Origin of the sequence: Flavobacterium algoritolerans (assembly GCF_030010385.1) — a bacterium.
Taxonomy (GTDB): domain Bacteria; phylum Bacteroidota; class Bacteroidia; order Flavobacteriales; family Flavobacteriaceae; genus Flavobacterium; species Flavobacterium algoritolerans.
In genome coordinates this window covers 133070-157797 of the sequence record NZ_JASCRZ010000006.1, presented here as the reverse complement: position 1 = coordinate 157797, position 24728 = coordinate 133070, and the positions used below count along the sequence as shown (strand labels likewise).

The window sequence follows — 24728 nt, the reverse complement described above, 5'->3', positions numbered from 1 at the left end:
AATTTTTGAATATGAAATTACTAGAAGGAAAAGTTGCCATAATTACAGGTGCAAGCCGCGGAATTGGAAAAGGAATTGCAGAAGTTTTTGCAAAACATGGTGCAAATGTTGCATTTACATACAGTTCGTCAGTGGAATCAGCTTTGGCTCTTGAAAATGAATTGAACGCTTTAGGAATTAAAGCTAAAGGATATCAATCTAACGCAGCCGATTTTAATGAAGCGCAAACTTTTGTAGATGCAGTTTTGGCTGAATTTGGAACGGTTGATATTTTAATTAATAATGCTGGGATTACTAAAGACAACCTTTTGATGCGTATGTCCGAAGAAGATTTTGACAAAGTGATGGATGTCAATTTGAAATCGGTTTTTAATATGACTAAAGCCATTCAACGTACTTTCTTGAAACAACGTTCTGGTTCTATAATCAATATGAGTTCAGTTGTAGGTGTGAAAGGAAATGCAGGACAAACTAATTATGCTGCTTCTAAAGCGGGAGTTATTGGTTTTTCTAAATCAGTGGCGTTGGAATTAGGATCTCGTAATATTCGTTGTAACGTAATTGCTCCTGGATTCATCGAAACAGAAATGACGGCAAAATTAAACGAAGATGTGGTAAAAGGATGGAGAGACGGAATCCCTTTGAAACGTGGCGGAACGACTGAGGACGTTGCTAATGCATGTCTTTTCTTCGCCTCTGATATGAGTGCGTATGTAACTGGACAGGTTATGAATGTTTGTGGAGGAATGCTTACCTAAAAAAATAGTGATCAGTCATCAGTGCTCAGTTGCTGAATACTGATGACTGAACACTACTAAAATATGACAACAAACACTTTACTATTATTACTACTTTCTTTACTAATAGCTGGCGGTTTGTCATTTTTTCAATATATCTACAAAGCTAAAAACAAATCGAAAGTCGGTTGGTTTTTGGCTTTTTTGCGTTTTTCATCCATTTTTGGAATTTTATTATTGTTAATTAATCCAATACTAACCAAAAATACGCTGGAAACGGTTAAAACCCCTTTGCCGATTGTTTTTGATAATTCGAGTTCTATTTCTTTTTTGAATGCCAATAAAAAAGCATTGGAATTGTATAAAAAAATACAATCAAACTCAGATTTACAAGAAAAATTCGATGTGCAATCGTATCAGTTTTCAGATGATTTTGAACCGACTGAAACATTTGATTTTAAAGGAACTCAAACTAATATTGATGTTGTTGCCAAAAATCTAAAAAGCATTTATAAAAATGCAATCTATCCAACAGTTTTAATTACGGATGGAAACCAGACTTCGGGAAATGATTATGTTTTTAGTTTTGATACTGCGAATAAAGTATATCCTGTAATCGTTGGCGATACAACAACTTTCTTAGATTTTAAAATCAATCAACTGAATGTTAATAAATATGCTTTTCATAAGAATAAATTTCCTGTAGAAGCTTTTTTACAGTATTCAGGAACTAAAAGTATAACGGCCGATTTTATTATTTCACAAGGAAATTCGGTATTCAGCAAACAATCGATTGCCTTTTCATCCTCCAAAAAAACGGCAACTGTAAGCATACTTTTACCGGCTGATAAAATAGGATTACAGATTTTTAAAGCCGCTATTTCATCGAAAGAAAAAGAAAAAAACACCTATAATAACACCAAGAATTTTGCGGTTGAAGTTATTGACCAAAAAACAAATATTGCTTTAGTATCAGCTATAAATCATCCTGATTTAGGGGCATTAAAAAGAGCCATTGAATCGAATGTACAGCGTAAAGTAACTATCGTTAAACCTAATGATATTAATACGTTACAAGATTTTAATGTTTTGATTTTATACCAGCCAACAGCCGAATTTAAAAACATTTTTGAGAGTAATAAAGGTGCTGGAATCAATACATTTATTATTACTGGTAACAACACCGATTTTAATTTTCTGAATCAGCAACAGGATAATTTGAACTTTAAAATGAGCGGACAAAAAGAAGATTATTTGTCGGTTTTTAATGCGCAGTTTAATTTGTTTGCGGTTGATAATATTGGGTTTGAAAATTTACCGCCTTTGCAAAATGCTTTTGGAACCGTAACCACAAAAGGAGCGGTGTCAGTTTTGCTTTCATCAAAAATTAGAGTAATAGACACTAATTCACCTTTATTGGCTTTTGCAGAAAATCAAGGCAGGCGAGCCGCTTATCTTTTGGGAGAAAACAGCTGGAAATGGCGTTTGCAAACACATGTCAACAATCAATCATTTGAAAAATATGATGTTTTCATGGATAAGATTATTCAATTTTTGGCTTCTAATAATTCTAAAAAATCATTAGTGGTAGAACATGAAAGTTTCTATAATTCCGGTGAAGCGATTGAAATAACCGCGCAATATTTCAATAAGAATTATGAGTTTGATGAAAAAGCACGTTTGACTATTGCGGTAACGAATACCAAAACGAAGCAAACAAAAAATTACGATTTATTAAAAGGAAATAATTCCTATAAAGTCAATCTTGACGGGCTTAAAGCGGGACCTTACGCGTTTACGGTAAAAGAATTGAATTCTAAAACGACGTATTCCAGTAGTTTTGAAATTCTTGATTTTGATATCGAAAAGCAATTTGTCAATCCAGATGTGGAGAAATTGACACAATTGGCTACGCAAACACAAGGGAAAGCGTATTTTCCGGACCAAGTTGATGTGTTGATTAAAACGCTTTTGGAAATTGAGGAATATAAGGCGATACAAAAGAATATTGTTACCAAAACACCTTTGATTGATTGGATTTGGTTACTGGTTTTGATTTCAATTTTGTTGGCAACCGAATGGTTTGTTCGAAAATACAACGGATTACTGTAATAAAATACAATTAAACATCATGGATTTTAGACTAAAAGTATTCTATACCGTTGCTAATCGGTTGAGTTTCACAAAAGCTGCAACTGAATTGTTTATTACGCAACCTGCGATTTCAAAGCATATTCAGGAATTAGAGGAACAATATAAAATTAAACTTTTTGACAGAAACGGTTCTAAAATTTCACTGACAGCTGCAGGTGAAGTCTTACTGAAGCATACCAAAAACATTTTTGAAATATACCGTGAGATAGATTTTGATATGAGTACGCTGATAAATCAACGTTCCGGACTGTTAAGATTAGGAGCCAGTACGACCATTTCTCAGTATATAATTCCACCACTTTTAGCTCGTTTTCATCAAAAATTACAAGATGTAAATGTAAGTTTGCTAAATGGAAATACGGAACAAATAGAAAATGCTTTATTAAAACAGGAAATCGAAATAGGAATTGTTGAAGGACAATCAAAAAATAAGTCCATTAAATATACCGAGTTTTTAAAGGACGAATTGGTTTTAGTCTGTAAGAGTTCCAATCCGTTAGTAAGTCGTGATGAAGTGACTCAAGATGATCTTAAAAAAATGTATTTTTTGATGCGGGAACAAGGTTCAGGAACACTTGAAGTTATTGAACATGCGCTAAAACCATTTGAAATTAAATTATCAGAATTAAAAATCGAAATGCAATTAGGAAGTACCGAAAGCATAAAATCTTATTTGATGAACTCTGATTGTGTGGCTTTTATATCGATTCATGCTATAAAAAAAGAACTTCAAAACAATGAATTAGCTATCTTAGATATTAAAGATCTGGTAATAGAACGTTTCTTTTACGTTATTACGTTACAAGGAAAAACGGATTCACTATCCGATTTGTTTATCCAGAATATTTCCAATCATTATAATTTAAAGTTATAGGAGATTATAATTTGCGATTGGTATATATAGATTTATCGTTCCACCTTTGTACTGTAATAATTCAACAACTTTACATTGGAAACGCATCAAAAAACAATTCAAAAAGAATCTTTTATTTTTTTTAAAGTAAATGCCACATTGCAGCAATTCATTTTTGTTGCATTACTATTGTTTTGCACTACCATTTTTGTTTCTCCGCCAATTGCTTTAGTATTAGGATTAATTGTAGCGAACCTTTTTGGGCATCCTTTTTTAGAGTTAAATCATAAAGCCACTCATTTTTTATTACAATTTTCAGTAGTTGGTTTAGGATTTGGAATGAATGTCCACAGTGCAGTTTCTGCTGGTAAAGAAGGCTTTTTGTTTACGATTATTTCTATTGTGAGCACTTTAGTTTTAGGAACTTTTTTAGGGAAATGGTTGAAAACGGAGAAGAAAACCTCTCATTTAATTTCATGCGGAACTGCAATTTGCGGAGGAAGCGCCATAGCCGCGATTGCCCCAGTAATCAAATCCAATGAAAAACAAACCTCAGTTGCTTTGGGAGTGATATTTATTCTGAATTCGGTGGCGCTGTTTTTATTTCCAGCGGTGGGTGATTGGTTGGATTTATCACAAAAAGAATTTGGATTATGGTGTGCCATTGCCATTCATGATACGAGTTCAGTCGTAGGAGCTGCCAGTAAATATGGTCCGGAAGCCTTGCAAATAGCTACGACGGTAAAATTAGCCCGAGCTTTGTGGATTATTCCTGTAGCATTGATTACGGCATTTATTTTCAAAAATAAATCGGGAAAAATAAAAATCCCTTATTTCATCGGATTATTTATTCTGGCCATGATTGCCAATACGTATCTGCCTCAAATGAAGAGCATAGGACCGCATTTTGTTTCAGTTGCCAAAATAGGTCTTACGGTTACTTTGTTTTTAATTGGAGCCGGATTAAATAGAACTGTTCTGAAATCAGTGGGGTTAAAACCGCTGGCTCAAGGAATTTTACTTTGGGGATTCATTGCAACCGCGACTTTAATTTCGATTATTCATTTAAAATAGTTCCATAATTAAGGGTTTTTCGTTTAATCACATGAAATTGCAATCTAATATAATCGTACAAAAGCGCAAATAATAAAAAGGTTGCCGCAACAAAAAGGTTTTTCATTTCCAATAAATTATAAAGAAAACCACCTGAAATACAACCGATAAAAAAGAAAATAATAATGGATAATCTCAGGTAAATACTAGTTTTTAATTTTTTCTTTTCATCGGGTTTTTTATAAAAGAACAATTGCGAAAGTTCTATTCCTAAATCGGTAAAAAGTCCAGTTAAATGTGTTGTTCGGACCGTTGATTGAGAAATTTTGCTTACCAAAGAGTTTTGTATTCCCATCGCAAAAAGCATGGAAAAAGCAATCCATTTTCCTTCTGTGCTGGACAATGATGATTGTGCTCCAAAAATCCCAACACTAATTAAAACAATCATTTCTAATGAAATTGGGATAACATGAGATAAATTTGGATTTTTTTTGGAAATCAATTCAGCTAAAAAATTAGAAGTAAAGGCACCCAATAAAAAGAAAATAGTGAATACAAAAAAGGTAATTGCGGCTGCTTAATCTCGTTTCATTATTTCTTCAGCAAAGTAGGCGAAATGCCCCGTAACATTGGTTGTTAATGTTTGCATAGATAAAACTCCCGTAACATTTACAATTCCGGCTACAAAAGATAATAAAGTGGCTAAACGAAGATTATGAATAAAAGTTCTATTTTTTCCTTGATGTCGAAACATATTTGTAAGTTTTCTTTTTTAATTAACAGAATCTTAAAGCCAATTTTTTCTAATAACGATTTAAAGAAATACATTTGCATTTCAAAAAAATAAATTTAATGAAAAATTTTAAAATCAGACCTACACTTATTGCGTTATCTACTCTTGGAGTTGCTTTTTTTCTTTTGTCATGGGGAGTTATTGGACATGAACGAATCAATAGAGCAGCGGTAATGGCACTTCCAAAACCATTGCAGACTTTTTTTTACAACCATATTGATTTCATTACACAAGAATCTACTGTTCCAGATTTAAGACGAAATGTTTTGAATGACAAAGGAGAGCCACCTCGCCATTATTTTGACATGGAGAATTTTGGTGCTGTAGAAACTTTTCCTAAAACAATTGAAGAAGCAAAGCTAAAATACGATGAGAAGTTTTTGACTAAAAACGGAATATTACCCTGGTACATCCAGGATATGATGGCCAAATTGACTAAGGCTTTTAAGGACAAAAGAAAAAACGAAATATTATTCATTGCTGGTGATTTAGGACATTATATTGCAGATGCACACATGCCATTGCATACTTCTGACAATCACGATGGACAAAATACGAATCAAAAAGGAATTCATTCGTTGTGGGAAAGTCGTTTGCCGGAATTGTTTGCTAAAGATTATAAATTGAATGTTGCACAAGGAAAATATTTAGAGGATGTAGATAAAGCAACTTGGGATATCATTTTTGACACTCATAGTTTAGTGGAACCTTTGTTGGCAACTGATAGAAAACTAAGAAATGCAACTGCTAAAAACAAGATGTATGTAACTGATGCTACTGGAAATGTAGTCAAAAATAAATACGGTGGAATGTTATATTCTGATGAATATGCAGCTAAATTACACACGGATTTGAATGGAATGGTTGAAAAGCAAATGAAAAAAGCCATTACAGCTACAGCAAGTTTTTGGTACACGGCTTGGGTAAATGCAGGAAAACCGGATTTAAGTAATCTTGATGCAGCCGAACTTACAAAACGCAACAGCAAAACGTTAAAAAAGGATTTAAAAACATTTGAAAAAGGGAATCTTTTTGGTTTGACAAGCGAAAGAGAGTAATCCTATATTTCCAATTAAAAAACGGGTGAGATTTTAATTTCACCCTTTTTTTTTATGTCAATTAATCTTTTGATATTTCTTTTTCTTCAACATATCCGAGGCTGTTTGATAGTATGAAATTGTTTCGTTTATTAAATCTGGCCTTTCTTTTTTCAACAGTATTTGATCGTAATGAATTTGGAAATCACGAGCTACTTTTTGGTTAGGTTTCAAAGTCAATTGAAACTGTTTTACTTTTTGTTTGGGAGAAATAACCGTTAAAACATTGTCTTTTATTAATCCTAAATCTTGATAGGTTGCAATCAAAGCGCGAGGTTTATAATCTGGTTTTAAAACATCCTGACCGTAAAATTTACTTTGGTAATCAAAATTTAATAACCCGAATAAAGTAGGCATAATGTCTATTTGCGACATTAGGTTTGTATATTTTTGGGGTTTTGAACCTGGACAATAAATCATTGCGGGAATTCTATATTTTTCCACTGGAAGTTCTGTTTTTCCTGCACTGGAAGCGCAATGATCCGCAAGAATTACAAAAACGGTATTGGCAAACCAAGGCTGCTTTTTGGCCATTTCAAAGAATTTTTTCATCGCATAATCCGTGTACTTTACACCACCGTCACGAGATTTCACATCTCCAGGGATGTCAATTTTCCCATTTGGATAAGTGAAAGGTCTGTGATTGCTTACCGTCATAATGTGATTAAAGAACGGCTTATTTGCAACACTTTCCTTATTCATTATCTTGATTGCTTTGTTGTACATATCTTCATCACAGACACCCCAAATATTAGCAAAAGTGATTTCATTTGGTTTAAATGCTGTTTTGTCCACAATTTCATATCCGTTTCCGGTGAAAAAGTCTTTCATATTATCAAAAAATGAATCACCACCGTACATGAATTTTACAGTATATCCTTTCTGTTTAAAAATGTTTCCTGTCGAAAATTTATCTTTATTGTCTTCACGTTTTACCACACTTTCACCAGCGGTAGGAGGGAAACATAGAGTAACGGCTTCTAGACCGCGAACAGTTCTGTTTCCTGCGGCATAAAGGTTTGTAAAAACTAAGCTTTTGGTTGCTAAACTATCCAGAAATGGAGTAATGTTTTTTTCGTTACCATACATTTTCATAAATTCGGCGCTGTAACTTTCGATAGTTATCAGCACTACATTTTTATGATTCTCGGCAGCTTCGTTTTCTATTTGTCTCCAAGTTGTTTGTCCAGAAATGGACGGAATTTGTTGCTTTAATTGAGCAAATGCTTTACTACGGGGAAGTGTTTTGTAAAATTTGAAGTAATCCAATTCACTGTGCATGAATGCCAAGTAGAATTTGTAAATACCATTTGCTTGAAGCTCATTTGCAAAAACATTATGAGAGCTTTCTTTGCTGGAAAAAAATGGAATTGCAAATAAAGAAAGGGTAAATAGTGCTAAATAAATCCCTGATAATTTTATTTTTTCTACGAAGGCAGGAATACTTTCAATATAGTTTTTTGATTTTTTTACAATGAGATATGTTACAAATCCTGCAATTATAAAGAGTACTGAAAACAATGGAATAACAGGATAAGACTCCATAATATTTCCAATAACTTCATTGGTGTAAACCAAATAATTTACCGCGATGAAATTGTATTTTACGCCAAATTCATTCCAGAAAAAATATTCACTGATTCCATTTTGTAAAATTAAAATCACATAAAGAAAAATCACAAATGAAAACAACCAAAACCTGATTTGACTTCGGTATTTAGGAAGAAAAAGTAATAATCCAAACAAAAGTGTTTTTATTGCCACAAAACCAATTGCAATAGCGGGTAAAGCACTGCCATATTCATTGAGTATAGTTTTGCCTGATGAAACATAAAGTAATAGCGTTAACAGGAGTCCAAAAATAATATAACCGTACGGTTTTAAATACTTAGAATTGGAGATGAAAATAAGATAGCCCCATAAAAAACCACTAAGTAAAACAAAAATAAAAAAGTCAGATACAAACCCCAAAAAAAATAAAGACAGCGTATCTGTCCAAGTAAATGATGTTTGTGTTATAGGATGAAAAAATAGTATGACCCTTAAAACAAAGCTTACGGCAATGTAAAAGAGTAATAAATAATAAAAAGGGGAAAACTTTTTTAAAAAATTCATAATATTATTTTTATTTACAAAAGTATGCATATTTTTTAGCGCTATTTTTTAAGAATTGCTTAATATTTTGAGAAAACCAAATTCAAGATTAATGAGATTTAATCAATCTTAATAAATACTGTTAAAATTTTAAAACAGTCATAAAATTATTTGCATCTTTATTAAAGAACTGTTTGTTGCTTTAAAAAAAACTATAAGTATTTTTTTTGCGTATATAGTATTATTAACCAACCTAATATAAAATAATCATGACTAGAAAAGAATTTTTTGCAAGAGTAGGATTTGGAGCAGCAACAGTTTTATTGCCTGCTTGTATAGCCGGTTTAGCTACAAGTTGTAGCTCAGACGATTCAGGTACTAATGGCTCCGGTTCATCAACACCAGCCGCCACAAGTAATTTTACAGTTGATACCAGTGCAGGACCTTTGGCCACAAATGGAGGTTTTATAGTAATGAAAGGAATTATTATTGCACGGACTACTACAGGAACTTTTTTGGCAGTATCGTCTTCTTGTACTCATGAAGGAGTAACGCTTGGTTATGAAAAGTCAGGTAATGTTTTTGTTTGTCCAAGACATAATTCTCAGTTTACAAGTACAGGCACCGTAATTTCAGGACCTGCGCCATCCAATTTAAAACAATATCAGACTACATTATCTGGAACAACTTTGACCGTTATTGTCTAGTCCAACAAATAAAAAAACGTGTATAGCTGTACTAAATTCGTTAAATTAATTCTGTCTTAATTTTTACAATCAGAAAACTATACTTCACTAGAAATAAATACTTTTACGGTGTTAAAACAGATTTAAAAGATGAAAAAAGAGGTCATGTTCTTGTTTCTTTTTATAGGAACGTTAGGATATTCTCAAAACTGGAAATCCAATTTTGAAGAAGCAATAGCGCAGTCACTATCAGAAGATAAAAATATCCTTCTTGTCTTTTCAGGATCAGATTGGTGTGCTCCATGTATTAAATTAGAAAATACCATTTGGAAATCGGAAGAATTTAAAAAGGAAGCCGACAAAAATTGGGTTATTTACAAAGCTGATTTTCCAAAGAAAAAAGCAAATCAACTCGAACCAGAGTTGATGGAGAGCAATAAAAAATTAGCTGAAAAATATAATAAATCAGGAAATTTTCCATTAGTGTTACTTTTGGACAAAACTGGGAATGTGTTAGGAATTACAGGTTTCAAAAACCTTTCTCCAGCTGATTATATCAAATTAATCCATTCCTTTGAAAAATGATGAAGAGCATAATTTCCATATGTTTAGTATTGACAACTTTCATTTCCGTTGGTCAAGTCGCCCATAAAAGAAAGTTATCGATGTTAGGAAGCCCGTTTGAGATTACAGCTGTTGCAAATGATACTCTGAAAAGTAATGAGTATATAGATTTGGCTGTAGCCGAAGTAAAACGCATAGAGAATTTAATTTCTGATTGGATCCCGACGACACAAATTTCAGAAATCAATCGAAATGCAGGAATTAAACCTGTAAAAGTGGATACTGAAGTTTTGGAATTGGTCGAAAGAGCGATTAAAATTTCCCAAATTACCGATGGCGCCTTTGATATTTCATATGCTTCCATGGACAAAATATGGAAATTTGATGGTTCGATGAAAGTAATGCCGACAGAAGAAGCCATAAAAAAATCAGTTGCAAAAATTGGATACAGAAATGTTATTATAAACAAGAAAGAACAAACCATTTTCCTGAAATTAGAAGGAATGAAATTAGGTTTGGGCGGAATTGGTCAAGGCTATATTGCTGATAAAGTGAAAGATTTATTGGTTTCAAAAGGATGTAGTTCAGGAATTGTAAATGTTTCCGGAGATATTAATGCTTGGGGAAAACAACCCGATGGGAAACTTTGGAATGTGGGAATTGTAAACCCTTTAAATAAAAATAAAATTTTTGCCACATTTCTATTAGAAGACAGCGCTGTAGAAACTTCGGGAAGTTATGAAAAGTATGTTATTTTTAATGGAATACGCTACTCGCATATTATAGATCCGAGAACGGGTTATCCTGCAGTTGGCGTGGTGAGTGTATCTGTTTTTGCAAAGCAAACGGAAGTAGCTGACGCTTTGGCTACGGGTATTTTTGTTCTCGGGGTAGAAGTAGGGTTGGATTTAGTCAATCAGCTTAAAGGGATTGAATGTATTATTGTTGATGACAAAGGTAAAATCCATTCGTCAAAAGGAATTGATGTTAAAAAATATAATTAATAAAAGACATTGAAAATGATAAAGACAATAACGGTTTTGTTTTTTGTAATGCTGATTTTACAATCGTGTAGTTCAGTAAAAGAATACGAAAAAGAAAAAATAAATGATCCTGACATGAAACTAACGGCAAGAACTGCAGAGCGATATGAAACTTCTTTTCAAGTATATCGTGAAGCAGCTGCTGGAGCCAATGGTGGTAAATCAGGTGGTGGTTGTGGTTGCAACTAATTTACAAAACAACAATTTAGATAGTAATTAGTAATTTCTATACAATGAAAATAAAATTTTTATTTCTTTTAGTATTAATCAGTAGCATTGCCTTTTCGCAAGACAAAACTACTGCACCAGCATTTAAAAAACGAGTATTAGAGAGTACTGAGGTCGATTTTTTAGCTAGTTATTACAATCAGGACGGTTCAAGATCAGCTGTTTCAGGTGGAATTGGTTCGGAGAAACTTACTGATATTGCCTCAAATATTGTGGTGGCAATGCCATTAAATGATGATGATGTTTTAACGATTGATTTAGGAATATCAGCTTATTCATCAGCATCATCGAGTAACATCAACCCGTTTAATTCAACTGGAGCTTCCAGTTCAGGCGGACCCAGTGGGACTCCTTGGCAAGCTTCCTCTGGAGCTTCTAAAAGCGATCAATTAGTATCAATTGTTGCTAATTATAGTCATAGTAGTGATTCTAGGAATTTTATTTGGAATACTGATGTTTCTTTTTCAAATGAGTATGATTATACTTCGGTTGGTTTTGGAGGAGGAATTGCGACTCTTTTTAATGAAAAAAATACCGAATTAAGCTTGAAAGCCAATGTGTATCTGGATCAATGGAGGCCTATTTATCCAACGGAATTAGACGAATATTCAAAATATGGTGCTAATTTTTTAAATCAAGGCTATTTTAATGGCGTATCAGTTTTAGATCAAAATGGGCAAGCCACAACAAATTATTTGCCATCAGCATTTCAAACGGTAAGTGGCGTAAATAGAAACTCTTATTCGGCTTCTGTTGGTTTCTCACAGGTTTTAACTAAAAAACTACAGTTTTCAATCTTCTTCGATATTTTACAGCAACAAGGCTTATTGTCTTCACCGTATCACCGAATTTATTTTGCAGATAAAGCTAATTATTACATCGGTCAGGCACAATACATTAATAATTACGAAAGTTCAACGAATAGCGGCGTTTATAAACTGGCTGATGATATTGAAAGATTACCGGATTCCCGATTTAAAGTCCCTGTTGGAGCACGTTTGAATTATTACATCAACGAGCGATTTATATTGAGAACCTATTATCGTTTTTATTCCGATAATTGGGATATTCAATCGCATACCGCAACAATTGAGCTTCCTATAAAATTATCTGATAGATTTACCGTTTTTCCAATGTATCGTTATTACACCCAAACGGCTTCAAAATATTATGCGCCTTATGAAACCCATTTATCAACAGAAAGATATTATACCTCTGATGCAGATTTAGCTACATTTGATGCGAATCAATATGGTTTTGGAATCAATTATACTGATATTTTTACAGGTACAAAAATTTGGAAATTTGGTTTGAAAACTATTGATTTTAGATTCAATCATTATGAAAGAAGTGATAATTTAAATGCTAACATTGGTACGATTGCATTTAAATTTGTCATGCAATAAAGCCTAAATTTATACAATCATGCACATATTAATCGTGGAGGATGAAGCGGGAATTGTTCAATTTCTTCAGCAAGGATTAGAAGAAGAAGGATATACAATCACCAGTGCTTCGGATGGTTTAAAAGGGTTTGAACTGACTCAAAAAAACAATTTCGATTTGATTTTATTAGATTGGATGTTACCAAAAATGACAGGACTGGAACTTTGTAAATCCATTCGGTTGAAAAACACTCATACGCCAATCTTATTTTTGACGGCCAAAGATACTGTGCAAGAAACAATTGAAGGTTTGAAAGCGGGTGCCAATGATTATATCAAAAAACCATTTAGTTTTGACGAATTGCTCGAACGTATCAAAATTCATTTCAGAAATCAAAATGAAGATGAAATTCTGACTCTTGGAACAATTCAAATTGACATTACTAAGCATAGTGTTTTCGTTAGTGATACTGAAGTGAATTTGACTCAACGTGAATTTGATCTATTGACGTATTTAGTCAAAAATAAAGGCAAAGTATGTACCAGAACCCAAATTATCGAGGATGTTTGGGACATTCATTTTGAATATGATACGGGTGTGATTGATGTTTTTATGAATGCAATTCGTAAAAAATTAAATTTAAAAATTGAACAAGACTACATAAAAACAGTTCGCGGTGTAGGTTACATCGCTAATGATTAATAAAAATGCAACAACTTTCTTTTAAAAATAGAATTGCCTCCCATTATATAGTGACTACAGCTTTATTGATTTCTGTAGTTTTCTTTATCATCTATTCTATTGTTAAATTCAGTGTTTACAGTCATGTGAATAATGATATTACCAGTGAAGTTGATAAACATCGATCAGAAATTGAAATTGTGGGTAATAGTTTTCATTTAATTCATAAAGAAGAATGGAAAGAACGAGAACACAATACTCTGGATGTAAATCCTGTATTTATTCAGTTTGTGGATCAAAATAGAAATGTGATTGAAAAATCGCCTAATCTCAAAAAATCGTCTCTTATCTTTAATGAAAATAATGCGGAGAACAAGCTCTTTGATACAAAATTAGCCGATAATTCTATTCGACAAATTCAGGTTCCCATTTATCAAAAAACAAAAATTATTGGGTACATCATAATTGCAATGTCCTTAGAAGATGCCACAATGGTACTTAATAATTTATTTGAGGTCTTGCTAATTGTTTATCCTTTAATTCTAATGGTACTTTTCTTTATAGCACGATTTATTGCTGGAAGGAGCATAAAACCTATTAGTTCCATAATCACTACTTCTAATATTATTACTAAAGACAATCTGACATCCAGAATTCCATTGCCACAAAACCGTGACGAATTGTATATTCTGTCTCAAACCATAAATAATTTATTAGATAGAATTGAAACCGCTATCGAAAGAGAAAAACAATTCACCTCGGATGCATCGCATGAATTAAGAACGCCTTTAACGGTTATCAAAGGAACATTGGAAGTTTTGATTCGAAAACCTCGAAATCCTGCTGAATATGAAGAAAAAATTAATTTTTGTGTTACAGAAGTCAATCGGTTGAATCATTTGGTTGATCAATTGCTTTTATTGGCCCGATTTGAAAATCAAAAACAAAGTTTAAAAATAGAAAAAGTCTATTTGAACGCTATATTTTTAGATACTATTGCCAGAAACTCTACTGCGATACAGTCTAAAAACATTACTATCACTACACAATTTTCGAGAGATTATTACATAGAAACAGATAGTTATCTATTTTTAATTATTGTCAATAATTTGATTTCTAATGCGTTGAAATATTCGAATCAAAACGGGAATTTAACAGTACTTATAAAGAGTTTAGCTTCTAGAATTGAATGCCATATCATAGATTCTGGGATAGGAATTCCTGCGGATGACTTAGAGAATATTTTCAATCAATTTTATCGTTCACAATCGAATGCTCACCCTGAAATAAAAGGAACCGGATTGGGCTTGTCTATTGTAAAAAGACTGTGTTCGTTACTTACTATTGATATTGCAATAACCAGTGAAGAAAACATAGGAACACGAGTGGTATTAAGTTTATTAGAAGTAGACCTTAAGTAATTCTTAAGTAAATCCTTAAATTTATGTTCTACATTTGTGCTTTATTTAATTGATTATACATAATCATGAAGTTATGAATTTAATATTTTACAAAAATCACCAGATTATTTAATTTTCTTTAAAACAAGAAACGTAATGTGTCAATGCTTAAGTATATCATTTAAAATAAAATCTAAAAAAGTACTTAAATTTGTTTTGTGAAATTTCTAAAAAACATAATAACTTTAATCATTTGCCTACAACTAACAATTCCTTTTGTTGTTGAGGATAGTTTGCGCCTACCTATTTTGGTTTCACATTTCATTCAACACAATAATAATCATAGAGCCGTTACTATGGTCCATTTCTTGGCGGATCATTATTTAAACAAGCATCATGATGAGAAACACGATGAGCATGGAGATTTACCTCTGCATAATCATTCTGACTTTTCATTTAATCAAAATTTAGCAATAAACGTAGAAATAAAATTAATCAAATTTATTCCTAACTATTATTTTAAAGAACCACAAAAAATTGCTTTTTTACAAAATCATTTTTCTTCAAGAGTTCTACTATCTATCTGGAGACCTCCAAAAAATTGTTAATTATTTTTAATGTTTTTTTACAATCCATCATCGTCTATACATTGATGGGCATTTGTATTACAGCATATTCTTAGAAAAATAATTAATAATTATAAATTATGTTGAATAAAATAATTGAGTTTTCAATAAAAAACAAACTCATCATTGGTCTTTTTATTATTGCCCTGATAGGATATGGAAGTTATCAATTTACCAAATTACCTATCGATGCGGTTCCCGATATTACGGATAATCAAGTTCAAATAATCACATCAGCACCATCATTGGGCGCAACTGATATTGAACGACTAATTACATTTCCAATAGAACAGGTCAACAGCAATATTCCTGGACTGAAAGAAATTCGCAGTTTTTCTCGTTTCGGTTTATCAGTGGTAACCATTGTTTTTGATGATGCAACTGATGTCTATTGGGCTAGACAACAAGTAACAGAACGATTAAGCGCTGTTAAAGACCAAATTCCAAAAGGAATAGGCAATCCATTTCTAGCACCAGTAACTACTGGGCTAGGTGAAATTTACCAATATGCGGTTCGAACAAAACCCGGTTATGAAAAAAAATACGATGTAACCGAGTTGAGAACCATTCAGGATTGGATTGTTCGCCGTCAATTATTAAGCGTGGAAGGTGTAGCAGAAGTGAGTAGTTTCGGTGGGAAATTAAAACAATTTGAAATTGCCATTGCCCCCAATAAATTACAATCGTATAATATCACGATTGCTGATGTTTTTTCTGCTTTAGAAAAAAACAATCAAAATACTGGTGGTGCTTATATCGAAAAAGGTCCGAAAGTTTTATACATCCGAAGTGAAGGATTGATTAATACCATCGAAAATATAAAAGACATTTCAATTAAAAACACCAGTAGCGGTAGTCCCTTATTTATCCGTGATGTAGCCGATGTTCGTATTGGTAGTGCTATCCGATATGGTGCAATGACTTTTAATAAAAAAGGAGTGCCATCTGGCGAAGTTTCAGGTGCAGTAGTGATGATGTTAAAGGGTGCTAACAGTAATGTGGTTATCAAAAAAATTAAAGAACGTATTGAGCAAATACAAAAGACCTTACCCGAAGGCGTTATTGTAGAACCCTTTCTAGACCGAACAAAAATGGTAAATAATTCCATTTCAACGGTAGAAACGAATTTATTAGAAGGAGCATTGATAGTCCTATTTGTTTTAATTTTCTTTTTAGGAAATATAAGAGCAGGATTAATCGTTGCATCGGTTATTCCTTTAGCGATGTTAATTGCAGTCATACTGATGAATATTTTTGGTGTGAGCGGTAATTTAATGAGTTTAGGAGCATTAGATTTTGGATTGATTGTAGATGGTGCCGTTATTATTGTTGAAGCATGTTTGTTTAGTTTACACAGCAGGAAAACTTCTCAAATCTCACAGCAAGAAATGGATAACACCGTATTGAAAACGTCTATAAAAATGCGTAATGTATCCGTTTTTGGAGAACTGATTATTTTGATAGTATACATTCCAATTTTTACTTTGCGAGGTATTGAAGGAAAAATGTTTTTGCCAATGGCACAAACAATTGCGTTTGCTCTGTTTGGTGCTTTTATATTATCGTTGACTTATGTTCCGATGATGACTGCTTTGTTTTTGAATAAAAACATATCCCACAAAAAAAACTTCTCAGATAGAATGATGGAAAAATTAGAAAATTTCTATCAACCTCTTCTGAACAAAGCATTAGGAATTCCTCGAACAATTATTGCTGCAACTTTTGGATTATTTGTTTTGGCGTTAATTACACTTTCGTTTATGGGTGGTGAATTTATGCCCTCATTAGAAGAAGGTGATTTCGCTGTAGAAACAAGGGTTTTGCCGGGAAGTAATTTGCAAACTTCAATGACAGCAATTTCACAGGGCGCAAAAATACTATTGGAAAAATTCCCCGAAGTGGAGAAAATTGTAGGTAAAACCGGAAGCAGCGAAGTACCAACCGATCCAATGCCTATTGATGCCAGCGATATGATGATTATTTTAAAGGATAAAAGCGAATGGACTTCTGCAGAAACTTTTGACGAATTATCAGAAAAAATGGCAAAAGAATTAGAAGCTGTTCCAGGTGTTTCTTACGGTTTTCAATATCCGGTGCAAATGCGTTTTAATGAATTAATGACGGGCGCAAGACAAGATGTGGTTTGTAAAATATTTGGAGAAAATCTAGACACCTTAGCTTTATACGCTAATAAACTGGGTAAAATTGTGAATACAGTAGAGGGTACTTCTGATCTTTATATTGAAACCGTTACCGGAATGCCACAAGTGGTAATTGACTACAATCGGTCAACAATAGCGCAATATGGATTGAACATTGAAGATATTAATCGAATAGTAAATACCGCATTTGCAGGACAAAGTACCGGAGTTATTTACGAAGGTGAAAAAAGATTTGATTTAGTAGTTCGTCTTGAAGGCGAAAAACGTCAGGATTTGGCAGATGTTCAAAATTTATTAATTCCAACACCAAATGGTTTTCAAATTCCGTTATCCCAATTAGCAAAAGTTGAAATTACCGAAGGGCCAAATCAGATACAAAGAGAAGACGCTAAACGTAGAATTGTGGTTGGTTTTAATGTTCGAGGCCGCGATGTGCAAAGTATAGTAAAAGAGTTGCAAGGAAAAGTCGAAGCCCAAATAAAATTTCCCGCGGGTTACTATCCTACGTATGGCGGTGCATTTGAAAACCTAAATGAAGCAAAAAATCGTTTAATGATAGCTGTTCCGGTTTCATTATTATTAATATTTATTTTGCTTTATTTTGCATTCAATTCAGTGAAACAAGGACTATTAATTTATTCCGCGATTCCACTTTCTGCAATTGGAGGTATTTTCTTTTTAGCGTTGCGAGGAATGCCTTTTAGTATAAGTGCCGGAGTTGGTTTTATAGCCTTATTTGGTGTAGCGGTTTTGAATGGCTTGGTATTAATTGCAGAATTTAACAGTATTCAGAAATCAGGCGAAACCGATTTGAAAGCGATTGTTTTACAAGGGACTAAAATACGTTTACGTCCTGTTTTAATGACTGCATTTGTTGCCTCATTAGGATTTTTGCCCATGGCATTAAGCAACGGCTCCGGAGCCGAAGTACAAAAACCATTGGCAACTGTTGTGATTGGAGGATTATTGGTGGCCACCTTCTTAACCTTATTTGTTTTACCAATTTTATACATTATGTTCGAAAAAGGAGCTAAATTAAAATCAAAAAAAATGCAATCAATTACAACAATCATGGTATTGGGATTGTTTTTTTCTTTTCAAAATGCATATTCTCAGGAAAAAATTTCAATTGAGAAAGCCATTGAAACTGCATTGGATAATAATATAAAAATAAAAAACGGAAAATTAAATTCTGAATATTTACAAAAAATGACCAAGACGGGCTACGATATTTCCAACACGGGAATTATTGGGGAATATGGTCAGTTTAACAGCAATGCTAATGATATAAAAATTGGCGTTTCACAAACTATTAAATTTCCGACAGTTTACAAAAGGCAGAGACAACTGCTAATTGAAGAAGCCAAAACTGGCGAATGGAACGAAGTCTTACAAAGAAAGGAATTGACAAGACAAGTGACAACAGTATTTTATGAAATGGTTTATCTCAAAGAAAAGGAAAAATTATTGCTAAAAAGTGATAGTATCTATTCTGAATTTTTAAGAAAATCAACACTTCGTTTTGACAAAGGAGAAAGCAATATATTAGAAAAAGCAACTGCCGAAAATCAATCCGGGCAAATAAAAATTCAACTTCTGGAATTACAAAGTGATTATAAAATGACACAATTGCAATTCAAGTACATTCTTAATACAGATAAAGACTTTATCCCTGTTTCAGATAAATACAAATTGGATTTTGCTGAAAATTTAGATAAAAATGTTATGAGCAATCAACCCACTATAAAATTATTTGAGCAAGAAGTAAATAGTAACAAAGCGCAAATTTCACTTGAAAAATCTAAAAAATTACCCGAATTAATTGGCGGCGTTTATTGGCAGACATTCAAAACAAATACTGCGTTTCAAGACGGCTATAATGGCGTTTATGGACAATTTGGAGTGTCACTGCCGCTTTTCAATTCAAACATAAAAAACAGACAAAAAGCATTAGAAATCAACAGTCAAATTGCAGAAAATAATTTGACTAACGAAAAATTAAAACTGGAAAGTCAGTATCAGGAATTAATTCAAGAATCGAAAAAACACCAAGAAACTATTACTTATTTCGAAAATCAGGCTTTAAAGAATGTAGATTTGATAACTAAAGCCGCTAATGATAAATTCATTAATGGTGACATCAATTATCTGGAATGGGTAATGTTGATCAATCAAAATACAGAAATTCAAAGTAACTACATTGAAACAGTTAGAAAATTCAACGAAACAATTCTTAAACTAGGAAATTTAATATCAAAATAAATGAAAAATACAGTCATTACTTTAATAGGGTTATTTTTTCTATACTCGTGTGGTAATAAAAAAACAGAAAACGATCCCGAAGCTTCGGGAGAAGCTTCTCAAGCTATCGAAAACACAACAACACTTACCGATGCACAAATAAAAAATGCAGGTATTGAAACCGGAAAAATCGAGCAAAAAGAGATTTCATCATTATTAAAGATAAATGGAAAAATAGATGTGCCACCTCAAAATTTAGTATCCATAAGTGTTCCAATGGGAGGATATTTAAAATACACCAAACTTTTAGAGGGAATGTATGTGACCAAAGGACAAGTTTTATGCGTAGTAGAAGACCAACAATACATTCAATTACAGGAAGATTACCTTTTGGCAAAAGCAAAAATTGGGTATGCAAAAGCCGAATTCGAAAGACAAAAAGAACTTAATCGAAGCAAAGCCAGCAGCGATAAAGTGTACCAACAAGCACAATCAGAATACAACTCACTATCGGTAATGGTACAATCGTATGGGGAGAAATTAAAATTCGCAGGAATAAATCCAAATAATGTATCGGCAAAAAACATTTCAAAAAGCATCAATATTTATTCGCCAATAAGCGGATATGTGTCTAAAGTAAATGTAAATACTGGAAAATATGTAAATCCAAGCGATATTTTATTCGAGATTGTAAATCCTTCTGATATTCATTTGGCACTAACCGTATTCGAAAAAGACATTAACAAAATGGCAATTGGCCAGTCAGTTATAGCTTATAATAATACTGATCCAGAAAAAAAATATCCTTGTAAAATCATTTTAATTGGTAAAGACTTTTCCGAAAACAGAAGTACAGAAATGCATTGTCATTTTACAAGCTATGACAAATCACTTTTGCCAGGGATGTATATGAATGCTGAAATAGAATTAAAAAGTCAACAATCAAATGTGTTGCCATCAGAAGCTATTGTGAACTATGAAAACAAGAATTATATCTTCATAGAAAAGGAAAACAAGCAATTTGAAATGGAAGAAGTAACAACAGGAAATACAGAAAATGAATTTACTGAAATTATTTCAGAAGATTTGAATGAGGCTACTATTGTGATAAAAGGGGCTTATTCGCTTTTAATGAAAATGAAGAATATGGAAGAATAAAAACCGTAAATTTACAGTATGGACAGAAAAGAGTTTTTAAAATCAAGTACGTTATTTGGCGCAGCTGCATTAGTGCTTCCAACTACAAACGCGTTTGCTAAAAATTTATCAGACAATTCTATTGATAAATTAGTTGATGCAAATGGTAATTATATTCAACAAACATTGCCCTACAGCGAAAGTTTTTTAGAACCCTACATGGATGCTGAAACCTTACACCTACATTATACTTTTCATCACGGTGGCGCAGTAAAAGGAGCAAATAAGGATTTGCAGATGATAAAAAAAGCATTGGATGAAAATAGTTTAGAAACCATTGATTTATGGACAAAAAAGCTATCGTATCACTTTTCATCACACATACTGCATTCCATATTTTGGACTAATCTTACAAATAAAAGCAACATCCCTCAAGGAAATTTGCTAAAACGAATTGAGAAAAGCTTTGGTAGTTTCGACAGATTGAAAGTTTTAATTGCAGCTACCGCAAAAAATGTTGATGGTAACGGTTGGGGAATTTTGGCATATCAACCTTATAGTGACAGTCTTGTAGTTCTACAATGTGAAAACCATGAAAAACTAACTCAATGGGGTGCAATTCCAATATTAGTTATTGATGTTTGGGAACATGCCTATTATTTAAAATACAAAAATAAGCGAACTGATTTTGTAGATGCACTTTTCAATATCATCAATTGGGATAACGTGGCGATGCGATTGAACGATGCCTTAAAGCTGACCCGATAATAAATTGGATAAGCATTAACATCAAATGAAAAATGCTACTTTAGTTGAAATAATAAATGATTCTTCAGAAATTCTTGTAAAAGGGACTTTTGATATCGTAAATTAGATAAATAATGGACTTGAATAAACTAAAAGATCAGTTGCAAACAGAGGTTGATACGGCTTTTTTGTATAATAGTATTGCTGCCATTCAATCTGAGGATAATCTTAAAAGAGTATTATTGAGTTTGAGTGAAATTGAAAAAGGACACGCGAAACATATGCTTGATAAAGTGTTGACTTTTGAACCAAATTACAAAATGCCTTCGCCTTCCTCCAGAGCAAAATTTCAATTGAAGTTGGGTAAAATTTTTGGCTACAGTTCTATAATCAGTAACCTTTCAAATATAGAAAAACAGTTTGCGGTAAATTCAATCAAAAATAAGATTAAAAACGGAGAAAAGCCAACAGGTTTTGAGCACAATCATCTTAATATTATTGAAGCAGTAAACAATAATGCTGCTTTGAATGTTTCGGGTGGCTTTTTGTCCAAATTTGAAAGTCGTCATAAATCAGTAGGCGGAAATGCATTGCGTGCCGCCGTTTTAGGATCTAATGATGGATTGGTTTCTAATATGAGTTTGGTCATGGGAGTTGCTGGTGCGGCTGTTTCTAATGATACGATATTATTAACTGGTATTGCGGGACTTTTGGCAGGAGCAATTTCAATGGCTTTGGGTGAATGGCTTTCGGTACAAAGTTCCAGAGAATTAAATCAGCGCCAAATTGATTTGGAAACCGAAGAATTGGAAGCTTCTCCCGAAGAAGAGAAAAAAGAATTAGTTTTATTGTATCAGGCCAAAGGAATGAATGCTGTCGAATCACAAAAACTGGCGGATAAAGCTTTTGAAAATCCACAAACAGCGATTGATGCTATTATCACAGAAGAACTAGGAATTGATAAAGAAGAATTAGGCGGGTCTGCCTGGGAAGCAGCAACAGCTTCGTTTGTACTTTTTGCTATTGGAGCCATTATTCCGTTATATCCTTTTATGTTTTTAGATGGGAAAAATGCTATTCTATTGAGTGTAGGAAGCAGTGTTGTCGGGCTTTTTGGAATAGGTGCCGCAATTACTTTATTGACAGGGAAAAGCGTTCTGTTTTCTGGATTTAGACAAGTTTCTTTTGGATTGGCAGCCGCTGCGGTGACTTATGGCATTGGCTCTTTAATTGGAGTTTCACTAGCGGGATAAAAATAATTTGTTCAAATAATTCAGCTTTAAAACAATAAACTTTAAATAAAAAAATTATGAATGATGCTCATTTACATATGGTTGTAAACCATTTTCCAATCATCGGAACCATTTTTGGAATTGGAATTTTAATTGCAGGGATATTTTTAAATAACGGTTCCGTTAAAAATACTGCTTATATATTATTTATAATTGCAGCAATTTTTGGAGCGCTCAGTATGGGAACTGGTGAAGGAGCGGAGGAGATGGTTGAAGATTTTCCAAACATTGGAAAAGCAATTATCCATGAACATGAAGAATTGGCAGAAAAATTTGCATTAGTACTTTATGCAACCGGAATTTTTGCATTGGTTTCATTAGTAGCTGCCATAAAAAAGTTCCGACTAGCTAAAATATTTTCATTTATTACGCTTGTTTTAGCTTTAATTGCTGGAATTATATCAATAAATGTTGGGACTTCCGGTGGTGAAATTCTTCATACTGAAATCAGGGAAGACAACGGTACTACAGTTACAAGCGATACAAATTCTGTTGAAAATGAATCGAATAAAATGATAGATAAAAAGTAATTTGTAACAATTTCATATCTTTAAGTTAAAATAAAAATTGCTTTTTAAATATTTTATCTCTTATATTTGCAAAAGAATTATTAAAAATAAAACAAATACAAAAATGTTTACAAATCAATTGCATCATCATCATTTTCATTTTTGCTCTCAAGCGATGTGTTAATGGTATGTGTGTAAATCATCATATTCTAAAAACCCGTTTGAGTACATCAAACGGGTTTTTTTATTACCCAAAATTTGTACTCAATCAAAAAAATTTAAACAAAAACAAAAAAGACAAAAAATGAGTACATTAAAAATTGCAATTCAAAAATCAGGACGTTTAAACGAAGACAGCATTCAAATTCTTAAAGATGCAGGTATTTCAATCGATAATGGTATCGACCAATTGAAAGCGGAAGCATCCAATTTCCCTTTAGAGGTTTTATATTTAAGAAATTCAGATATACCTCAATATCTAATAGATGGTGTTGTAGATATTGCTATTGTTGGCGATAATTTATTAGTTGAAAAAGGAAACAACATTGAAGTAATTCAAAAATTAGGTTTTTCAAAATGTAAAGTCTCCGTAGCTGTACCAAAAGCATTTAATTACAAATCAGTTCAAGATTTAGATGGTATGCGCATTGCGACTTCTTACCCTAAAACAGTTCTTGATTTTTTTAATTCTAAAGGGGTAACAGTTGATATTCACCAGATTTCAGGTTCGGTTGAAATAGCTCCAAACATTGGTCTAGCCGATGCTATTGTTGATATTGTTTCTAGCGGGAGTACTTTGTTTAAAAATAATCTAAAAGAAGTAGAAGTTATTTTTAAAAGTGAAGCAGTTTTAGCCGTTTCGCCAAAAGTAAGTCCTGAATCTCAAAAAATAATAGATACCTTAAAATTCAGAATTGAATCGGTTTTAAGAGCACGAAAATCAAAATATATCTTGATGAATGTTCCAAATGACAAAATAGAAGCTGTTGGGAAAATTCTTCCTGTATTAAGAAGTTTAACCGTTTTGCCATTAGCGCAAGAAGGATGGAGTAGCGTACACTCCGTAATCGATAAAGATACTTTCTGGGATGTTATTGATCAATTAAAGGAAGCCGGAGCCGAAGGGATTTTGGTTTGCCCAATTGAGAAAATGGTTTTATAAAATCAGATTTGATAAGTTAGAAATAAGAGGTTTAAAAAGCCTCAATCTTTAAATTTTTGAATCATTTAATCTTTCAATTAAAT

The 24728-nt window shown here is 32.7% G+C and carries 20 protein-coding genes and 1 pseudogene; 19 read left to right on the top strand and 2 right to left on the bottom strand.

Annotated features, from left to right (window positions below):
- Positions 1-11 precede the first annotated feature (11 nt).
- From fabG to QLS65_RS13425, 4 genes are all read left to right on the top strand, one after another.
- Complete coding sequence (fabG, locus tag QLS65_RS13440) at positions 12-758, top strand: 3-oxoacyl-[acyl-carrier-protein] reductase (RefSeq protein ID WP_099715489.1); 747 nt, start codon at positions 12-14, stop codon at positions 756-758.
- Positions 759-821: 63 nt separating this feature from the next.
- Positions 822-2849 carry a hypothetical protein gene (locus QLS65_RS13435; protein WP_282718360.1) on the top strand — a complete coding sequence of 676 codons (2028 nt, stop codon included), beginning with the start codon at positions 822-824 and terminating at the stop codon, positions 2847-2849.
- A 19-nt stretch (positions 2850-2868) separates the two neighbouring features.
- Positions 2869-3765: a LysR family transcriptional regulator gene (locus QLS65_RS13430; RefSeq protein WP_282718359.1), complete on the top strand. Its 897-nt coding sequence runs from the start codon at positions 2869-2871 to the stop codon at positions 3763-3765.
- A gap of 75 nt (positions 3766-3840) precedes the next feature.
- On the top strand, positions 3841-4818 hold the full coding sequence (locus tag QLS65_RS13425) for a YeiH family protein (protein WP_282718358.1): 978 nt from the start codon (positions 3841-3843) through the stop codon (positions 4816-4818).
- Here QLS65_RS13425 and QLS65_RS13420 read toward each other — a convergent pair.
- A pseudogene (locus QLS65_RS13420) lies at positions 4802-5551 on the bottom strand (YoaK family protein). The gene QLS65_RS13425 and the pseudogene QLS65_RS13420 overlap by 17 nt on opposite strands.
- A 98-nt stretch (positions 5552-5649) precedes the next feature.
- Between QLS65_RS13420 and QLS65_RS13415 the strand changes: the two are divergent.
- Entirely contained in the window at positions 5650-6648 is a 999-nt protein-coding gene (locus QLS65_RS13415) for a zinc dependent phospholipase C family protein (protein WP_282718357.1), read from the top strand.
- Between the two features lie 57 nt (positions 6649-6705).
- Here QLS65_RS13415 and QLS65_RS13410 read toward each other — a convergent pair whose 3' ends face one another.
- Positions 6706-8802 carry an LTA synthase family protein gene (locus QLS65_RS13410; RefSeq protein ID WP_282718356.1) on the bottom strand — a complete coding sequence of 699 codons (2097 nt, stop codon included), beginning with the start codon at positions 8800-8802 and terminating at the stop codon, positions 6706-6708.
- 248 nt (positions 8803-9050) lie between these two features.
- On the opposite strand from QLS65_RS13410, the gene QLS65_RS13405 reads away from it, so the two are divergent.
- From QLS65_RS13405 to hisG, 14 genes are all read left to right on the top strand, one after another.
- The gene (locus tag QLS65_RS13405) at positions 9051-9488 is read left to right on the top strand and encodes a QcrA and Rieske domain-containing protein (RefSeq protein WP_282718355.1); all 438 of its coding nucleotides are present in this window, start codon (positions 9051-9053) and stop codon (positions 9486-9488) included.
- A gap of 129 nt (positions 9489-9617) precedes the next feature.
- Positions 9618-10052, top strand: coding sequence for a thioredoxin family protein (locus tag QLS65_RS13400; RefSeq protein WP_282718354.1), 435 nt, complete (start codon positions 9618-9620; stop codon positions 10050-10052).
- Positions 10052-11035 (top strand): FAD:protein FMN transferase, encoded by a 984-nt coding sequence (locus QLS65_RS13395; protein WP_428831880.1) that lies wholly within the window; start codon positions 10052-10054, stop codon positions 11033-11035. The genes QLS65_RS13400 and QLS65_RS13395 overlap by 1 nt, the downstream gene beginning before the upstream one ends.
- A gap of 15 nt (positions 11036-11050) precedes the next feature.
- Entirely contained in the window at positions 11051-11263 is a 213-nt protein-coding gene (locus QLS65_RS13390; protein ID WP_099715498.1) for a DUF4266 domain-containing protein, read from the top strand.
- 44 nt (positions 11264-11307) lie between these two features.
- The gene (locus QLS65_RS13385; RefSeq protein ID WP_282718352.1) at positions 11308-12708 is read left to right on the top strand and encodes a DUF3570 domain-containing protein; all 1401 of its coding nucleotides are present in this window, start codon (positions 11308-11310) and stop codon (positions 12706-12708) included.
- A 19-nt stretch (positions 12709-12727) separates the two neighbouring features.
- A complete protein-coding gene (locus QLS65_RS13380) occupies positions 12728-13390 on the top strand; it encodes a response regulator transcription factor (RefSeq protein ID WP_282718351.1) in 663 nt (220 codons plus the stop codon).
- Between the two features lie 5 nt (positions 13391-13395).
- On the top strand, positions 13396-14790 hold the full coding sequence (locus QLS65_RS13375; protein WP_282718350.1) for a sensor histidine kinase: 1395 nt from the start codon (positions 13396-13398) through the stop codon (positions 14788-14790).
- A gap of 197 nt (positions 14791-14987) precedes the next feature.
- On the top strand, positions 14988-15377 hold the full coding sequence (locus QLS65_RS13370) for a hypothetical protein (RefSeq protein WP_282712948.1): 390 nt from the start codon (positions 14988-14990) through the stop codon (positions 15375-15377).
- A gap of 98 nt (positions 15378-15475) precedes the next feature.
- Complete coding sequence (locus QLS65_RS13365) at positions 15476-19819, top strand: CusA/CzcA family heavy metal efflux RND transporter (protein ID WP_282718349.1); 4344 nt, start codon at positions 15476-15478, stop codon at positions 19817-19819.
- Positions 19820-20956 (top strand): efflux RND transporter periplasmic adaptor subunit, encoded by a 1137-nt coding sequence (locus QLS65_RS13360; protein ID WP_282718348.1) that lies wholly within the window; start codon positions 19820-19822, stop codon positions 20954-20956.
- A gap of 18 nt (positions 20957-20974) precedes the next feature.
- The gene (locus tag QLS65_RS13355; RefSeq protein ID WP_282712951.1) at positions 20975-21703 is read left to right on the top strand and encodes a superoxide dismutase; all 729 of its coding nucleotides are present in this window, start codon (positions 20975-20977) and stop codon (positions 21701-21703) included.
- Between the two features lie 113 nt (positions 21704-21816).
- Positions 21817-22935, top strand: coding sequence for a VIT1/CCC1 transporter family protein (locus QLS65_RS13350; protein ID WP_282718347.1), 1119 nt, complete (start codon positions 21817-21819; stop codon positions 22933-22935).
- Positions 22936-22991: 56 nt separating this feature from the next.
- Positions 22992-23504, top strand: coding sequence for a hypothetical protein (locus QLS65_RS13345; protein ID WP_282718346.1), 513 nt, complete (start codon positions 22992-22994; stop codon positions 23502-23504).
- 283 nt (positions 23505-23787) lie between these two features.
- Positions 23788-24645 (top strand): ATP phosphoribosyltransferase, encoded by an 858-nt coding sequence (gene hisG, locus QLS65_RS13340; RefSeq protein ID WP_282718345.1) that lies wholly within the window; start codon positions 23788-23790, stop codon positions 24643-24645.
- Positions 24646-24728: the final 83 nt, after the last annotated feature.

Excerpts from the sequence above, each read along its gene's own strand:
- fabG (WP_099715489.1), top strand. The coding sequence starts at position 12 with ATGAAATTACTAGAAGGAAAAGTTGCCATAATTACAGGTGCAAGCCGC.
- QLS65_RS13435 (WP_282718360.1), top strand. The coding sequence starts at position 822 with ATGACAACAAACACTTTACTATTATTACTACTTTCTTTACTAATAGCT.
- QLS65_RS13430 (WP_282718359.1), top strand. The coding sequence starts at position 2,869 with ATGGATTTTAGACTAAAAGTATTCTATACCGTTGCTAATCGGTTGAGT.
- QLS65_RS13415 (WP_282718357.1), top strand. The coding sequence starts at position 5,650 with ATGAAAAATTTTAAAATCAGACCTACACTTATTGCGTTATCTACTCTT.
- QLS65_RS13410 (WP_282718356.1), bottom strand. The coding sequence starts at position 8,802 with ATGAATTTTTTAAAAAAGTTTTCCCCTTTTTATTATTTATTACTCTTT.
- QLS65_RS13405 (WP_282718355.1), top strand. The coding sequence starts at position 9,051 with ATGACTAGAAAAGAATTTTTTGCAAGAGTAGGATTTGGAGCAGCAACA.
- QLS65_RS13400 (WP_282718354.1), top strand. The coding sequence starts at position 9,618 with ATGAAAAAAGAGGTCATGTTCTTGTTTCTTTTTATAGGAACGTTAGGA.
- QLS65_RS13395 (WP_428831880.1), top strand. The coding sequence starts at position 10,052 with ATGAAGAGCATAATTTCCATATGTTTAGTATTGACAACTTTCATTTCC.
- QLS65_RS13390 (WP_099715498.1), top strand. The coding sequence starts at position 11,051 with ATGATAAAGACAATAACGGTTTTGTTTTTTGTAATGCTGATTTTACAA.
- QLS65_RS13385 (WP_282718352.1), top strand. The coding sequence starts at position 11,308 with ATGAAAATAAAATTTTTATTTCTTTTAGTATTAATCAGTAGCATTGCC.
- QLS65_RS13380 (WP_282718351.1), top strand. The coding sequence starts at position 12,728 with ATGCACATATTAATCGTGGAGGATGAAGCGGGAATTGTTCAATTTCTT.
- QLS65_RS13375 (WP_282718350.1), top strand. The coding sequence starts at position 13,396 with ATGCAACAACTTTCTTTTAAAAATAGAATTGCCTCCCATTATATAGTG.
- QLS65_RS13365 (WP_282718349.1), top strand. The coding sequence starts at position 15,476 with ATGTTGAATAAAATAATTGAGTTTTCAATAAAAAACAAACTCATCATT.
- QLS65_RS13360 (WP_282718348.1), top strand. The coding sequence starts at position 19,820 with ATGAAAAATACAGTCATTACTTTAATAGGGTTATTTTTTCTATACTCG.
- QLS65_RS13355 (WP_282712951.1), top strand. The coding sequence starts at position 20,975 with ATGGACAGAAAAGAGTTTTTAAAATCAAGTACGTTATTTGGCGCAGCT.
- QLS65_RS13350 (WP_282718347.1), top strand. The coding sequence starts at position 21,817 with ATGGACTTGAATAAACTAAAAGATCAGTTGCAAACAGAGGTTGATACG.
- QLS65_RS13345 (WP_282718346.1), top strand. The coding sequence starts at position 22,992 with ATGAATGATGCTCATTTACATATGGTTGTAAACCATTTTCCAATCATC.
- hisG (WP_282718345.1), top strand. The coding sequence starts at position 23,788 with ATGAGTACATTAAAAATTGCAATTCAAAAATCAGGACGTTTAAACGAA.